This is a genomic window from Peribacillus sp. TH14, from assembly GCF_016651145.1.
Lineage (GTDB): Bacteria > Bacillota > Bacilli > Bacillales > DSM-1321 > Peribacillus > Peribacillus butanolivorans.
In genome coordinates this window covers 993060-1009822 of the sequence record NZ_JAEKEK010000001.1, presented here as the reverse complement: position 1 = coordinate 1009822, position 16763 = coordinate 993060, and the positions used below count along the sequence as shown (strand labels likewise).

The following is a 16763-nucleotide window of genomic DNA, read 5'->3' as shown; positions in this document are numbered from 1 at the left end:
ATGAACGAAGGTGAAAAATATGGATATGAATTCACTTAAGCAAGAAGTGATTATATATAGTAAAGAGATTGGCATTGATAAAATTGGGTTTACATCAGCCTCTAATTTCACGGAATTGAAAAGTCGGCTGATCCGTCAGCAGGAACTAGATTATCAGTCAGGATTTGAAGAACCGGATATTGAAAAAAGGGTCAGGCCTGAATTGATTTTTGATAAACCGCAATCCATTATTTCGATTGCACTGGCCTATCCTTCTAAATTGAAGAATGCACCGCAAAGCACAAAAAGTGAGCGACGTGGGATTTTTTGCCGGGCCTCTTGGGGAACGGATTATCATACGGTTCTTCGTAATAAATTGCAGTTACTTGAGGATTTTATTAAAGATAAAGTGCCAGGAGCAATGGCAAAGTCTATGGTAGATACTGGTGAATTATCGGATCGTGCTGTTGCTGAGCGTGCAGGAATAGGCTGGAGTGCTAAAAATAGTATGATCATTACTCCTGAGTTTGGGTCTTATGTATATTTAGGTGACATGATTACAAACTTGCCATTTATACCGGATCAACCGATGGAAGATCAATGCGGGACTTGCAATAAATGTGTGGATGTTTGTCCAACAGGTGCACTTGTGCAGGGTGGCCAGCTGAATTCTAAGCGCTGTATTGCTTTTTTAACGCAGACAAAAGGATTTCTCCCTGATGAATTCAGGACGAAAATAGGCAATCGTTTGTACGGATGTGATACGTGCCAGACTGTTTGTCCGAAAAACAAAGGAATGGATTTTCACTTTCATGAAGAGATGGAGCCTGACCCTGAGGTTGCGAAGCCGTTGTTGAAGCCTCTGCTTACGATCTCAAATCGGGATTTCAAAGAAACATACGGCTATGTATCTGGTTCGTGGCGAGGCAAAAAGCCAATCCAGCGAAATGCCATTTTAGCATTAGCCCACTTTAAAGATGAAACGTCACTACCCGAATTGATTCAGATCATGAAGGAAGATCCGCGTCCTGTATTACGGGGAACCGCGGCCTGGGCGATTGGGAAAATTGGACGGAAACAAGTAGTCTCTATTTTAGAGGAAGCTTTAATGAACGAAACCGATGAAGAGGTTCGTGCAGAAATTGAAAAAGGACTGCAGTTTACCTTGGAGCATCAATAATATTAAATATATCAGTTATAGCCGTCTCGTAAGAAATTTAACGGGACGGCTTTTTTTATTTTTTGTAGAAATGTGAGGATGAGGGTTTAATATGTAGGTAAAAAAGAGTCCTCGATATGCTTGGACTATCTTTCCATTTGCCGGCTAATTTTTTTATAGGGCGGGAGAGGCTCAAAACCTTTCAACCGGAATACTGGGGAAGTAGATTTTGTATTCTGTTGTGATGATGGGCTAATAATACCTTTTATTTTTCAGATATATTATTTAATCAAGTGGATACCCTAGCTCGTGATGTTCTAAGCGTTTTTGCTAGTTTCTTTTGTTAATAAGAGTTTATTTCGAGGAAATGAACAAAAACAGGCCATTAATATATTCTTCTTTAATGAAGTTGTGTTTTTGTCCATGCCCTCATACATACACATTAGCATAGATGGTATGAAGGGGGGCATAATTTTGAGGGAACAATTGAAACAGCTTTTGCAAGAAAGAGTGGAGTGTTATACTTCTGATACTCAAGAACGCGATGAAAGAAAATTGCATCTGAAAAAGGAGTTAATGCGGAACCGCTCTACGGAAATTGTGCGGGTAAATGCTGCAGGAAAGGTTCACTCGAAGAGAAAGGAAGAAAAGGATACGGTATTGACCTATAAAGTACATCTACAATATTTATTGAAGCAGGAAGATTCTTTTTATATAGAAGAGGAAATGGAAGAAAGGGAGGCGAGGTTTAGAGATGGGTATTTAATAGATGAACGTGACCTTGTACCAAGCTTTGAACCAGAAGAGGTGCCTCCAAAATGGGAAGAAGGTTCGGAGCGACTTTCTTATAAGTATGACAGGATGAAGGCCGTCCAGTATGCCGAGCGGTGGTGGAATGAATTTAATCCTGCGTACCACAAGTTCACTGATGATTGCACGAATTTCATTTCACAATGTTTGCATGCAGGAGGAATCCCAATGTGGGGGGCGCCAAACAAAAATAAGGGCTGGTGGATAAGAGGGAAAAGCTGGAGCTATACCTGGACGACTGCACACTCCTTATATAATCTGCTCGCTGGCGGAAAGGGAATCCAGACAAAACGTTTAGAAACAGCTGAGGAGATGGATATAGGCGATATCATGTGTATTGACTTCGAAGGAAACGGACGCTTTGATCATAACTTGATTGTAACGGCGAAGGATCAGAACGGAATGCCGCTTGTGAATGCCCATACGATGAACAGTCGCCATCGATACTGGACGTACGAGGATTCGAGCAGATATACACCGAATATCGTTTATAAATTTTTCTCGATTTTGGATGGAGTGTGATTGGTTTTTAGTCTGTTTGTTTAATGCTATAATTAGATGAAGTTTAAACTAGAGGTGAAAATGAAGTGGCAATACATGTAGTTTTATATCAACCACAGATTCCAGCAAATACAGGTAATATCGCAAGAACGTGTGCAGGAACAGACACGTCCCTGCACCTTATTCGTCCGCTCGGTTTTTCAACAGATGACAAACAGCTTAAGAGGGCCGGTCTCGATTATTGGGAGAATGTTAAAATCCATTATTATGATTCATTGGAAGAGTTTTATGAGAAGAATGCCGGCGGTGAATTTTATTACTTAACGAAATTTGGAGAGCAGCCGCATACAACCTTCGATTATAGTGATCAGGACAGTGAGATTTATTTCATGTTCGGTCGTGAAACGACGGGCCTTCCGAAAGACCTGATTCATGAAAATTTAGACCGTTGTCTGCGAATCCCGATGACGGATAAAGTTCGTTCTCTAAACCTATCCAATACAGCAGCGATCTTAATTTATGAGGCCTTAAGGCAGCAAAATTATCGTGATTTGGATTTAAAAACAAAAGGTTGATGGATTAATGCTTTTATTACCATACTATCAGTGGGGGATATAGCCCCCCTGGTGGATGTTTTACCTACATACTTTTTTAGGGGTGGAAGCTTTGAATAATATTATTGAGAAGATTTTAGATCACCGTTCCATTCGTTCTTTCGAGGACAAGCTATTGTCGGAAGAGCAAATTCAAACGATTGTTGAATGTGCTCAGGCTGCATCAACTTCAAGTTATATTCAAGCGTATTCAATCATTGGGGTAACCGATCCAGAAAAGAAAGCCAAGCTAGCGGAGCTTGCCGGACCACAATCTTATGTAGAGAACAATGGGCACCTATTCGTTTTCTGCGCTGATTTATATCGACATGATCGGATAGCTGAGATGGAAGATACAGACCTTTCCGATTCGATTGAAAGTACGGAAAAATTCATGGTTGCATGCATTGACGCAGCTCTTGCAGCTCAAAATGCGGCATTGGCTGCAGAATCAATGGATCTTGGCATTTGCTATATCGGTGGAATCCGTAACAATCTTCCAGAAGTGTCAGAGATTTTGAATATTCCACATCGTGTTATTCCGTTATTCGCCCTTGTAGTCGGCTATCCTAAAAATCGTTCCGATAAAAAGCCACGTCTGCCACAATCTAATATATACCATGAAAATGGCTATCAGGCGGATAAGCAGGAGTTTATCGGTCAACTGAAAGAGTATAATGAAACGATTTCTAGTTATTATGAAAGCCGTACAAAAGGCAAACGAAAAGATACCTGGACACAGCAAATGGCTGGTATGCTTGGAAAGAAAAGCCGGATGTATATGAAAGATTATGTGGAAAAGCAAGGATTTAAAAAACATTAAATGATAAAAAAACTTTGTTAGGATATCTGAATTTTTATCCATAAATGGATTATTCTTAAAAGCCGGCTATCCATAATTAGCCATAAGATGACCTCGGGTATTGTCCCCGAGGTCATTCTGTTTTTATTTCATATTGGAATAAACAGGTAGCCCTTTCTAGATAAATAGTATTAGCATTGTTCCCCATACATCCAACATGAAATTATCCTTTTATAGCCATATAAATAACTATTGACAATATATTTATATAGAATTATAGTAATTAAGTAATGGATAATGATAATCATTTTCATTTGAGTTTTTACTTACTTATTTTTCAGTAAATGGAGGTTAAATAATGGTTCGCCTATATACAGAGAATTTAAATATTGGCTATGGTGAACGTTTAATTGTAAAAGATCTCAGTGTGGAAATTCCAGATAAAAAAATTACAACAATTATCGGATCCAATGGTTGTGGGAAATCTACACTGTTGAAAGCAATCACTCGCATTATTCCCAATCAATCTGGGTCAGTCGTTTTAGATGGAGTAAATATCTCAAAAGAAAGCACAAAGATACTCGCTAGAAAGATGGCGATTCTTCCGCAAACACCAGAAAGTGCAAGTGGATTAACAGTCGGCGAACTCGTATCTTATGGTCGCTTTCCTTATCAAAAAGGCTTCGGACGCTTGACCAAAAAAGATTATGAAGTGATCGACTGGGCACTTGAAGTAACAGGAACAAAAGACTTTAAGTTCCGGCCTGTAGATGCACTATCAGGAGGTCAACGCCAGCGCGTTTGGATTGCAATGGCCCTTGCACAAGAAACAGAAATCATCTTCCTTGATGAGCCGACCACCTATTTGGACATGGCACATCAACTAGAGGTTTTAGAACTCTTACAGAAGCTGAATGTAGAACAGGAACGTACGATTGTCATGGTCCTACATGACTTAAATCAAGCTGCTCGTTTTGCTGACTATATTATTGCCTTAAAAGAAGGAGAAATAGTCAAAGCGGGAGATTGTGAAGAAGTCATCACTCATGAAGTACTTAAGGAAGTATTCCATATTGATGCGGTAATCGGAAGAGATCAACGAACAAACAAACCAATGTGTAGTACATACAATTTATTAAAAGGAGAATTGACAACAAATGAAAAAGATAATGATTCCATTTATTCTGCTGTTAGTGTTAATTATTAGTGCTTGCGGTAACGAGTCAACCGAAAAGGATGAGAGCTCGAATTCGAAAAAGGAAAAATCGGGTACCATCACGTACCAATCTGAAAATGGGCCTGTCGAAGTGCCTGCGAATCCTAAGCGTGTAGTCGTACTATCTTCTTTCGCAGGTAATGTCATGGCTTTGGATGTTAACCTTGTAGGAGCTGATTCCTGGTCTAAAATGAACCCGAATTTTAAAAAATTAAAAGATGTCGAGGAAGTAACTGACGAAAACTTGGAAAAAATCATCGAGTTAAATCCGGATTTAATCATTGGTTTATCAACGATTAAAAATGTCGATAAACTAAAAGAAATTGCTCCAACCGTAACGTATACATACGGAAAAGTGGACTATTTAACACAACATGTAGAAATTGGTAAACTCTTGAATAAAGAAAAAGAAGCTCAAGCATGGGTGGATGATTTCAAAAAACGGGCAAAATCCACTGGTGATGACATTAAAGCTAAAATTGGTGAAGATGCTACCGTTTCCGTATTGGAAAAGTTTGACAAACAATTCTATGTATACGGCGATAATTGGGGCCGTGGAACGGAAATCCTTTATCAAGAAATGAAATTGGGCATGCCTGAAAAGGTAAAAGAAGTGGCATTGAAAGATGGTTACTTTGCCTTATCATTAGAAGTCCTGAAAGACTATGCCGGTGATTATGTCATTTTGAGCAATAACAAAGATCAGGACAATTCATTCCAACAAACAGATACGTTTAAAAACATACCTGCCGTTAAAAACAATCAACTATTTGAAGCTGATGCAAAAAAATTCTACTTCAATGATCCAATAACATTAGATTACCAATTAGACTTCTTTTCAAAAAGTTTTCTTGGAAAATGATACAGCGAGGGAGAGGGAGTCTGATTCCTCTCCTTTTATTCTATAAAAAAGAGATGAGAGAGACAGATGACTAATGAAAATCAACGTTTCATCCCATTTATATATAAACTGATCATAGCGATCGTTGCCTTTATCGGCATGTTCATCATATCTATGGTGTTTGGTGCAGCCGATGCTACCATCAAGGATGTATGGCAAGCACTGACGTCCAATGCTACAGGTGATAAGATTTCCATCATTCGGGAAATCCGGTTCCCTCGTGAAGTTGGTGCCATCTTTGTAGGTGCAGCACTTGCAGTTTCTGGTGCCATCATGCAGGGAATGACGAGGAATCCTCTTGCTGATCCTGGGTTGCTTGGATTGACGGCAGGTGCCAATGCAGCTCTTGCCATTACCCTAGCCTTCATTCCTTCGGCTAATAACTTAGGCATTATGATCGCGTGTTTTATTGGTTCTGCTGTCGGGGCAATTATGGTTTTCGGTATCGGTGCAATGAAAAAGGGAGGATTTTCTCCATTAAGGATTGTTTTAGCAGGTGCTGCAGTTTCTGCATTCCTATTTGCCGTTTCACAAGGGGTCGGTATTTATTTCAAAGTATCAAAAGATGTATCGATGTGGACGGCAGGGGGAAATATCGGAACATCATGGAGTCAACTTCAAGTAATCGTTCCGTTTATTTTAATAGGTATCTTGATCTCCTTTATCTTTTCTAGACAGCTCACTATACTTAGCTTAAGCGAAGAAGTAGCTGTTGGATTAGGTCAAAAGACAACACAAATAAAAGCGATTCTCTTCGTTGTCATCATTCTCCTTGCTGGGGCTTCCGTAGCGCTTGTAGGGAATATGGTGTTCATCGGTTTAATGGTTCCCCATATGGTTCGAGCCATTGTTGGTACGGATTATCGTTTCATCCTACCTATGTCCGCAATTTTAGGAGCCACTTTCATGCTTCTTGCCGATACAATTGGCCGTACAATTAATTCTCCATATGAAACACCTGTGGTAGCGGTTGTTGCGATGATAGGTTTACCTTTCTTCCTCCTAATCGTTCGAAAAGGAGGTAAAGCATTTTCATGATCCAGTCAGCTTTAATCAAAAAACAGCGATGGATACTAGGTGCATTATTCGCACTTATTATCATTACAATCATTATTGGGACCAGTTTGGGGTACTCTAATTTATCTTATGACCGACTGATTCCAACGCTTTTCGGGCAAGGGACGTTTAAAGAGGAATTCATTTTATTTTCCGTCCGATTACCACGAATCATCATTACTCTTTTAGCAGGAATGGCCCTTGCACTATCTGGTGCGATTTTACAAGGAATAACACGTAATGACTTAGCTGATCCAGGGATTATCGGTATTAACTCTGGAGCTGGTGTTGCGATTGCGGTTTTCTTTTTGTTTTTCCCAATAGACACAGGTTCATTTGTTTATATGATTCCACTTGTCGCTTTTATCGGCGCGTTACTGACAGCGTGCTTAATATATGTACTCTCTTATAAAAGAAGGGGCGGTCTTGAACCTGTACGGTTAGTGTTAATTGGTGTGGGGTTTTCAATGGCACTTTCCGGTATGATGATTGTACTCATTTCATCAGCCGAAAGATCAAAAGTTGATTTTATCTCGAAATGGTTAGCGGGGAATATTTGGGGTACGGATTGGCCTTTCATATGGGCAATACTTCCGTGGCTGGTTATACTCATTCCATTTACTTTATATAAAGCAAACCGATTGAATCTTCTTGGGCTAAGCGAACCTGTTGCAATCGGTGTGGGTGTATCGATTGAAAAGGAACGGATTGTCTTACTTATAACAGCTGTTGCCCTAGCCGCTGCTGCCGTTTCAGTTACAGGTGGAATTGCATTTATTGGACTTATGGCCCCACATATAGCAAAATCTTTAGTGGGACCTCGAAATCAATTATTTATTCCGGTTGCCATATTAATTGGTGGATGGCTACTATTGCTTGCCGATACAATCGGTCGTAATATAGTTGAACCCGAGGGTATTCCAGCGGGTATTATGGTCGCTTTAATTGGTGGACCTTATTTTATGTATTTGTTATTAAAAAAATAAGAATATGTGTACAGACTCATGATTGTTGAAAGAATCCCTTGAAATATTTATTTCAGGGGTTTTTTTGCTTTGTGGAATTTAACAAATTTCCGTAGCAATCTTGTTTTTATTTATGATTATCTATATCTAATAATCTCCTCTGAATTCAAGCGCTTCGCTTCGAAAAAGAATACTTGAATAAACTTTTTTGTATTTACTCGGGTAGGAGTAAGAACTATTGTTGAATCATTTTGCAATTCTTTCATTTTTTGGCGAACGACAGTGAAATCAAAAAATTTAGAAGCATAATTTTCAAACTTTGGATTTGAAAAATCCGTTAAACCTAGCGAAGAAAAATGAATTAACGAATGATTAATTGCCCTGCGTATTCGCTGTTCGGTAGCTTTTATTTCCCGGTTAATATCAGCCTGTACAGCTGATGGTCCGAGCTTTTTTTTGTAATTTCTACAAAAATATCTTTAAGAGTTGGGAAATGCTGTTCAAAAGTATAAGTACGTTCATACATGAATAAATATTGAAGCATTTCAATGAAATCTTTAGATCCATTTTCTCCCACAATCCCTAATTCCGATAAAAGAAATTCGCCCACTTCTATTATACTTTTTTCATTTAAAATATTTGATTTATCCACTTTTGGCTGTTCAAAATGCAATACACTATTTAATGAGGTTTGGATATTAGTGATCGATCTTTCTAAATAAATACGTTCCATTACTTTTCGAATAACTGTTAATATTTCAATACGGTTAATTGGTTTAGTAATATAATAATCGATTCCGAGAGAGTATGCCTCACCAATAAGTTCTTTTGATTCAACTTGCGAAATCATTATGATTTTCCCATTAAATGTATCTTTTATATGACGAAGTGTCTCAATGCCATCGCGGATAGGCATTAATAAATCAATAAATAATATATCAATTTGTTTTAAATTCAAAATGTGTCCTTCTAATAGACTGCCATCTTCCGCTTCCTCCACCACTTCTCCTAAATCTTCGTTCTCTATAATTTGGCTTAGGATTGAACGTATAGCGCAATCATCATCTGTTATAAAAAAACGCATGAAATCACCCTTTCTGAATCAACTTATGAATTGGTAACTTTATTGAAAAAACGACGCCGTTAGGCTTATTCTCAAACAGGATATCTCCCCCAAGTTCTTTCACCACTTCTTTTACATATGAGAGTCCAATCCCTGTTGATGGTGTCCCCAAATGATCATATTTCGAAGTGAATCCAGGTTTAAAAATCACCTTCTGATATTTTTGAGGGATTCCAGTTCCATTATCAGCAACTTTTAATTCTACATTGTCGGAAAGTTCACACAAACTTAATCTAACGATTCCCTTATCAATAATTGCTTCCACTGCATTAGCTACTAAATTATTGATAAGAGATAATACGGTATATACATGATAATGTGAATCGTTGTTTCGATCTAATGAGTATTCAAATTGAATATCTTTTTCTAGTGATAAGGCATATTTTTCATTAATTCGGATAATTAATTGGAAAAGTTCAGCAAGATCCATATAATCTTTAAAACTCTCATTAGAAATCAATTTAGAGAGACCGGCAAAAATTCGTTGATTATCTTTTTTAACTTCATGCATTTCGCCTGCGATGCGTAATGCTTTTTGACTTAATTGCTGTGTGAGAACATGAGGCTGTTTTTCCCGCTTTTCCCGTTCATTTAAATCACGATACAAATCATACGATTCCTTTGTAATATTCTCTGCATTTTTTAATGTTTTTTTTAAATGAATCGTTTCCTCATATAAATTGGAAATGAGCATCAGCATGTGTTCATTTTGTTTTCTGATTTGCCTTTCTCTTGATTGTGCTTCATAAAGTTTCATCATATTAAAAAAGCTTAAAACGATAAAACTGTGACCGAATGCGATTATAATCATCTCATTTAATGCACCTATCGTAATTGTTGTATCTAATACAAAATATTGAAAGATTAATTCTACAGAGTCGGACAATATTTCGATAATGAGACCAATAAATCCAATAATCAATGATCGGTTTTGAAAGCGGTTGATTTTCGCTAAATAAAAAAGAAAGGAATAGGTAAAATAAAAGAAAAAACTAGGATAATGTTCTTGAAAAGTGGACGTCCAGTGAAAATTATCCTGAATGAAAAAGTCTATTAGAATACGAAATACAACAACCATTGTTCCTGTCAAGATGCCCGATAAAATGGCAGGTGTTTTCTGTAATAATAGTAAAAAGAAGAAAAGTACCGGCGGACCAAAACTTATTCGAAACGTTTCATTTAAAGGATAAAAACTCAATTCACCTGCTAATGGCACTGTTAACGACATCAGAACAAGGATATAGACCTCTTTTTTCATTAATGTACCGAGATTCAAGTCGATCACCTCCCAATTTGTTAGAAAATTAGTATACAGTTTCATCGGTTTCAATACAACGCTTACTTTGGTTCTTAAAAACGAATCTAAAACGGATTTGTACCAAGTATGGCAAAAACAATCTGGTTTATCTATTCACAAAAATTGGTACTGGAACCTGTGAGACAATCACGCTTTTTTTTTGAAGATTTTATTTTTTTGATTTTGTAGGTTTTCGTATGATTATGTAGTTCCCTCTTTAAAATTAAAAATAGGTTCCCTCTAGAGAAATTTTGAAAGCGCTTAACAATATTTATAAGCTTAATTATGTTTTCAACGAATCTATTGTAAGTAGGCTTAATGGGATTCGGTAAAAACGCTTATAAAGAAAAAATAATGATACAACAACTAAAGAGGTGGGGAAATATGGTTGAAAAATTAGCGGAAGAGTATAACATTCACGCAAGTAGTCAAAAGAAAACCTGCTTAGATGAATGGGTAGCACATTACAGATCCTATGCTACTAAAGGACAAACCGCCAATTATATACCTGCATTGAGAAATACACACTTATCGCAATTAGGTATTTGCATACTAGAGCCAGGTGGAACAATGATAACGTCAGGGGATTGGGAAGTCCCTTTCACATTGCAAAGTATATCAAAAGTACTCAGCTTTATAGCCGCATGCTTGGGTCGTGGTATTTCTTATGTGTTAGATCGGGTCGATGTGGAACCAACTGGGGATGCTTTTAATTCAATCATTCGTTTGGAAATGCATAAGCCAGGAAAACCGTTTAATCCTATGATAAATGCTGGAGCAATTACTATAGCTTCGCTTCTCCCAGGCGAGTCTTCACAAAAAAAATTAGAATTTCTCTATGAATTAATCGAAAGTTTGTTAGGGAAACGCCCGACAATCAATAAGGAAGTGTTTCAATCTGAGTGGCTAACTTCTCATCGAAATAGAGCTCTAGCTCACTATTTAAAAGAGACGAATTATTTAGAATCGGATGTAGAGGAAGCTTTAGAGGTTTACCTGAAGCAATGTTCCATAGTAGTAACAACAGAAGACATAGCCCTGATTGGACTAATTCTCGCACAAGATGGGTACCATCCTATTCGTCAAGAACAAGTCCTTCCTAAAGAAGTAGCTAAACTAGCCAAAGCGTTAATGCTAACTTGTGGAATGTACAATGCTTCGGGGAAATTTGCGGCTTTTGTTGGGGTGCCAGCTAAAAGTGGAGTATCTGGCGGGATTATGGCACTAGTTCCTCCAAGTGCTAGAAGAGAAATGCCTTTTCAAGATGGATGTGGTATTGGTATATATGGACCAGCTATTGATGAATATGGGAATAGCGTAACAGGTGGGATGTTATTGAAACAAATGGCACAAGAATGGGATCTAAGTATTTTCTAAAAAGCCTAATGGTTAAGGGGGTTCTGGTGCTAATAATAAAAGGGCGATAAAGGGGACATCCTTAAGATTTCCCTATCAATCTACTAAACAACCAGAAGTGATGTACCCAACAATTACTTTAAGATGTAAATTGACGTATCAAATGTTTTTTTGGTCAAACTTATTAATTATTATGCTTGCTTCTTTCGGTTTGTACTTCTTATTAAATCGAAAATTATACAATTTCGATTGTTAAAAGAAATGGTTCGTGTTTTTAAGAAAGATAAAACTAGTTCCAAAAATGAGGTTTCACCGTTTTCAACCGTTTTGTATTAATATGGCTTCTAGTGTGGGGTCAGGTAACATTACAGGAATCCCCATTGTGATTATTTATTGAACGTACACTAGCACTAATCATTAATCCAGTTACTTTAAAAAGTTAATATAAAGGAATGAATTTTGGAAAGCATGGTGATAAACATATGAATAATTTGCAGAGAAAGATGGGAACATTTTCGTTAACGATGGTAGGACTCGGGTCAATTATTGGCTCAGGTTGGTTATTCGGAGCATGGAGAGCGGCACAAATCGCTGGACCAGCTGCCATTATCTCTTGGATTATTGGGATGGTTGTTATTTTATTTATCGCACTTTCTTACAGTGAATTAGGGGCTATGTTTCCTGAAGCTGGGGGAATGGTAAAATATACGCAGTACTCTCATGGTTCGTTTATAGGGTTTCTTGCAGCTTGGGCAAACTGGATTGCAATCGTTTCTGTAATTCCTGTTGAAGCGATTGCTTCTGTTCAATATATGAGCTCATGGCCTTGGAAATGGGCGGAGTGGACACATGGTTTAGTAGTAAATGGAAGTCTTACTGGGGGAGGCTTAGCAATTGCCTCTGTATTACTAATCGTCTACTTTTTATTAAATTACTGGACCGTTAGTTTGTTTTCAAAAGCTAACTCATTTATTACTATCTTTAAAGTTATTATACCAGGACTTACGATTGGGGCACTTTTATTTGCTGGTTTTCATGGATCCAATTTTACGTCTGCAGGCAGTATAGCACCTAATGGTTGGGCAAGTGTACTTACTGCTGTAGCAACTTCTGGTATTATCTTCGCATTTAACGGTTTTCAAAGTCCCATTAATATGGCTGGTGAGGCAAAGAATCCTGGACGTTCGATCCCAATTGCAGTAATCGGTTCAATTTTAATTGCAACAGTTATCTACGTTTTATTACAGATTGCGTTTATTGGAGCCGTTGATCCGTCTATGATTGTGAACGGGTGGCAACATTTGAATTTCAATTCACCGTTTGCTGACTTAGCAATTGTTTTAGGCCTAAACTGGTTAGTTATTTTACTATACGCCGATGCTTTTATTTCTCCTTCTGGGACAGGGATAACATATACAGCGACAACGTCACGAATGCTTTATGGAATGGAAAAGAATAAATATTTACCAAGCGTGTTTGGGAAATTACATCCTCTCTATGGCATTCCGCGTCAAGCTATGTTTTTAAATCTAGGTGTATCTTTCTTATTTTTATTCATGTTTAGAGGCTGGGGAGTACTAGCAGAGGTTATTTCGGTTGCGACTTTAGTCTCTTATATTACAGGTCCAGTAACTGTTATGACATTAAGACGCACAGGTATGAACTTGTACAGACCATTACGTCTAAAAGGATTAAGTATTATTGCACCACTTGGCTTTGTTTTTGCTTCTTTAGTTCTATATTGGGCAAGGTGGCCACTGACAGGACAAGTATTATTTATCATTATGATGGGTCTTCCCGTTTATTTCTATTATCAAGCAAAAATAAAATGGAAGGGGTTCCGTCAAAACTTTTCAGCAGGGCTGTGGATGGTTGTTTACTTACTATGTATGATGACGATTTCATTCTTAGGAAGTGAAAAGTTTGGTGGACTAAACGTAATTCCATTTGGTTGGGATATGGTTTTAATTACATGTATATCACTTGTGTTTTATAGCTGGGCAATAAAGAGTGGATTCCAAACAGAATATTTGGAACAAGGACAGAAAGTAAACGATGACTTGAGATCAATAGAGGAGAACAACATGGCATCTCAATCGGAAAAAAAGAACGCTGTATAAAATATGAAAAACACTTCCTTGGTTGGCATACTCCAATATGTATGGAATCAATGGAGGTGTTTTTTTATATTTTATAAAAAAAAAGATAAAAACGGCTTGCGAGGTGATCCAGCTTATTATTTGGAAAAAGGCTTAAAGAAGCGGTGGATGGGTGGATTATTTACGGTCTCGTGTTTAACGCTGTACAGTAAATACAATTATTCTTGCCAGAGCCAATTCGTTAATGATACCAACTGTATAAAAATGGCTAATTGAAATTAACGAAGCTCGCTAAAAAATCAAATCGCTTTTTCAATTTTGTTTTTTTTGGCCAAATAGTATGTGTAGTCACTGCCATTCTCATATATATAGTAGAACTTCGAAAGTACTTTTATTTGCTTGTATTGATGAGGGGGCGCAAAAAAGGGGACGGCAAATTTAATTTGCTGTCCCCTTTTTTGGGAATTATAAGAAAGGATTTATTATTCCTTTTATTTCACACCTGGTTTATCGTCATACCCAGCAGTGAAGATAGCGGCTAAAAATGCAATAGCAACTGCAATGATAATAACTGTGCCCATGTTGTGACCTCCCTTTACCCATATTGTCCCACTTAAGTATAGGCTTAGTATACCCTAATTTTTAGCAGGAGTGCACGCAATTTTTCTTGTCGGGTGATTTGTCATTAATTGTTCAAGTTTAAAGCCTTTCTTAAACAGAGAAAGTCTAGAGGTATCCAAGACAATTGCACAACCTCTTTTTAAAGTCTGACATGTTTGTCAGACTTGGCGCATAGATTTAAGTATTCTCTGAAAGTGACAGGGGGAGGTTCCTGAAATGGATATTTTAAAGAAAATCGAAAAATTTAGAGAAGATGAACAGAAGCTGAAGTGGGAAGGTACCTTCGCAGAGTACTTAGACATCTTGAAAGAAACACCATTGGTTGCACAATCTGCTCATTCACGTGTATACAACATGATTAAAGATGCAGGGATAGAGGAAGTAAATGGATCAAAGAAATACAATTTTTTCAGCGGCCAGCTGTTTGGTCTAGAGGATTCACTGGAAAGACTTATCGAGGAATATTTTCATCCGGCGGCTAAGCGACTTGATGTACGTAAACGGATCTTGCTCTTGATGGGTCCAGTCTCAGGTGGTAAGTCTACGCTAGTTTCTTTACTGAAGCGGGGACTTGAAAATTATTCGTTAAAAGATACTGGAGCAATTTATGCAATAAAGGGATGCCCGATGCATGAAGATCCACTGCATCTCATCCCGCAGTACTTACGGCAAGATTTTTATGAGGAATATGGCATTCGAATTGAAGGTAACCTATCGCCGCTGAATGTTATGAGGTTAGAACAGGAGTACGGAAGCAGAATTGAAGATGTGATGGTCGAGCGTATTTTCCTTTCAGAGGATAAGCGTGTTGGTATTGGAACATTCAGTCCATCTGATCCTAAGTCACAGGATATTGCTGATTTGACAGGCAGTATCGATTTTTCAACAATTGCCGAATATGGGTCCGAATCGGATCCTCGTGCCTACCGTTTTGATGGTGAGCTGAACAAAGCCAACCGTGGGATGATGGAGTTCCAGGAGATGCTGAAATGTGATGAGAAGTTTTTATGGCATTTGCTTTCATTGACTCAGGAAGGGAATTTTAAAGCAGGACGGTTTGCATTGATCAGTGCCGATGAACTTATCGTGGCTCATACGAATGAAACGGAGTATAAAGCTTTTATTTCCAACAAGAAAAATGAAGCACTACATTCCCGAATCATTGTCATGCCGATTCCATATAATCTGAAGGTGACCGAGGAAGAAAAGATTTATGAAAAAATGATTCATGAAAGTGATGTTTCTGATGTTCATATTGCACCGCATACATTAAGGGTTGCGGCAATTTTCAGTATCATGACGCGTCTAAAGGACCCGAAAAAAGGTGATATCGATTTAGTGAAAAAGATGAGGTTATATGATGGAGAAAATGTGGAAGGCTTTAATTCTGCAGACATCAATGAATTGAAAAAAGAATATCAGGATGAAGGCATGAGTGGAATTGATCCGCGTTATGTGATTAACCGAATTTCGTCAACGATTATTAGAAAGGAAAATCCATCGATTAACGCACTGGATGTACTGATGTCGTTAAAAGCCGGTCTTGACCAGCATCCGTCGATTACGAATGAACTTCGAGAGCGGTATTTAAATTTCATTTCACTGGCACGTAAAGAATACGACTCCATTGCCAAAAATGAAGTGCAAAAGGCATTTGTGTATTCATATGAAGAGTCGGCGAAAATCCTGATGGATAATTACCTGGATAATGTCGAAGCATACTGCAATAAATCAAGGCTGCGTGATCCATTGACGGGGGAAGAAATTAACCCGGATGAAAAATTGATGCGGTCGATTGAAGAGCAAATCGGAATTTCTGAAAATGCAAAGAAAGCATTCCGCGAAGAAATTCTAATCCGTATTTCTGCCTATGCACGTAAAGGGAAGCGATTCGATTACAATTCACACGACCGTTTACGTGAAGCCATCCAGAAGAAGCTGTTTGCCGACCTGAAGGATGTTGTCAAAATCACTACTTCAACTAAGACACCAGACGAAAGACAGCTGAAGAAAGTGAACGAAGTCATCACGAGACTTGTTGATGAGCATGGTTATAATACCACTTCTGCCAATGATTTGCTGCGCTATGTGGGAAGCTTGTTAAATCGGTAAATCATAAATTTTGCCCCTACCTCTAAAAGGGTGGGGGTTTTAATTATAAAAAATGAAAATTTATGTCATTCATACTAGCTAATGTTATCTTTTAGCTGAAGTGGAATGAGACAACTTCATGAAGGAAAACCACGTCTTATAACAGTGATTTAGGAGTTTTTTTTGTAAATGCA

At 37.9% G+C, this 16763-nt stretch carries 12 protein-coding genes and 3 pseudogenes; 13 read left to right on the top strand and 2 right to left on the bottom strand.

Going from position 1 to position 16763, the window contains the following annotated elements:
* The first annotated feature begins 19 nt into the window (after window positions 1–19).
* From queG to JFU50_RS05020, 8 genes are all read left to right on the top strand, one after another.
* On the top strand, window positions 20–1159 hold the full coding sequence (gene queG, locus JFU50_RS05055) for a tRNA epoxyqueuosine(34) reductase QueG (RefSeq protein ID WP_053344670.1): 1140 nt from the start codon (window positions 20–22) through the stop codon (window positions 1157–1159).
* Window positions 1160–1612: 453 nt separating this feature from the next.
* A complete protein-coding gene (locus JFU50_RS05050) occupies window positions 1613–2470 on the top strand; it encodes an amidase domain-containing protein (protein WP_057217886.1) in 858 nt (285 codons plus the stop codon).
* A gap of 65 nt (window positions 2471–2535) precedes the next feature.
* Entirely contained in the window at window positions 2536–3024 is a 489-nt protein-coding gene (gene trmL / locus JFU50_RS05045; protein WP_053344672.1) for a tRNA (uridine(34)/cytosine(34)/5-carboxymethylaminomethyluridine(34)-2'-O)-methyltransferase TrmL, read from the top strand.
* Window positions 3025–3115: 91 nt separating this feature from the next.
* The gene (gene nfsA / locus JFU50_RS05040; RefSeq protein ID WP_057217955.1) at window positions 3116–3865 is read left to right on the top strand and encodes an oxygen-insensitive NADPH nitroreductase; all 750 of its coding nucleotides are present in this window, start codon (window positions 3116–3118) and stop codon (window positions 3863–3865) included.
* A gap of 337 nt (window positions 3866–4202) precedes the next feature.
* Window positions 4203–5051, top strand: a complete 849-nt coding sequence (locus JFU50_RS05035; protein ID WP_201182370.1) for an ABC transporter ATP-binding protein — start codon at window positions 4203–4205, stop codon at window positions 5049–5051.
* The gene (locus JFU50_RS05030) at window positions 5002–5922 is read left to right on the top strand and encodes an iron-hydroxamate ABC transporter substrate-binding protein (protein ID WP_201182368.1); all 921 of its coding nucleotides are present in this window, start codon (window positions 5002–5004) and stop codon (window positions 5920–5922) included. Before JFU50_RS05035 ends, JFU50_RS05030 begins: the two co-directional genes overlap by 50 nt.
* A gap of 66 nt (window positions 5923–5988) precedes the next feature.
* Complete coding sequence (locus tag JFU50_RS05025; RefSeq protein WP_201182366.1) at window positions 5989–6999, top strand: FecCD family ABC transporter permease; 1011 nt, start codon at window positions 5989–5991, stop codon at window positions 6997–6999.
* Window positions 6996–8003 (top strand): FecCD family ABC transporter permease, encoded by a 1008-nt coding sequence (locus JFU50_RS05020; RefSeq protein ID WP_201182364.1) that lies wholly within the window; start codon window positions 6996–6998, stop codon window positions 8001–8003. Before JFU50_RS05025 ends, JFU50_RS05020 begins: the two co-directional genes overlap by 4 nt.
* Window positions 8004–8119: 116 nt before the next feature.
* Here JFU50_RS05020 and JFU50_RS05015 read toward each other — a convergent pair.
* Window positions 8120–9066, bottom strand: a pseudogene (locus JFU50_RS05015) (response regulator).
* A 4-nt stretch (window positions 9067–9070) separates the two neighbouring features.
* Window positions 9071–10390 (bottom strand): ATP-binding protein, encoded by a 1320-nt coding sequence (locus tag JFU50_RS05010; RefSeq protein WP_342366342.1) that lies wholly within the window; start codon window positions 10388–10390, stop codon window positions 9071–9073.
* 396 nt (window positions 10391–10786) lie between these two features.
* On the opposite strand from JFU50_RS05010, the gene JFU50_RS05005 reads away from it, so the two are divergent.
* The 5 genes and pseudogenes from JFU50_RS05005 (at window position 10787) to JFU50_RS04990 (ending at window position 16590) form a co-directional block, all read left to right on the top strand.
* Window positions 10787–11779 carry a glutaminase gene (locus JFU50_RS05005; protein WP_201182360.1) on the top strand — a complete coding sequence of 331 codons (993 nt, stop codon included), beginning with the start codon at window positions 10787–10789 and terminating at the stop codon, window positions 11777–11779.
* Between the two features lie 142 nt (window positions 11780–11921).
* Window positions 11922–12146: pseudogene (locus tag JFU50_RS30640) on the top strand (alanine:cation symporter family protein); the annotation flags it as partial.
* 94 nt (window positions 12147–12240) lie between these two features.
* Window positions 12241–13878: an APC family permease gene (locus tag JFU50_RS05000; RefSeq protein ID WP_201182359.1), complete on the top strand. Its 1638-nt coding sequence runs from the start codon at window positions 12241–12243 to the stop codon at window positions 13876–13878.
* Window positions 13879–13950: 72 nt separating this feature from the next.
* Window positions 13951–14047 (top strand): annotated as a pseudogene (locus JFU50_RS31920) (alanine:cation symporter family protein); the annotation flags it as partial.
* Window positions 14048–14694: 647 nt separating this feature from the next.
* Window positions 14695–16590, top strand: a complete 1896-nt coding sequence (locus JFU50_RS04990; RefSeq protein ID WP_201182355.1) for a PrkA family serine protein kinase — start codon at window positions 14695–14697, stop codon at window positions 16588–16590.
* The last annotated feature ends 173 nt before the right edge of the window (window positions 16591–16763 follow it).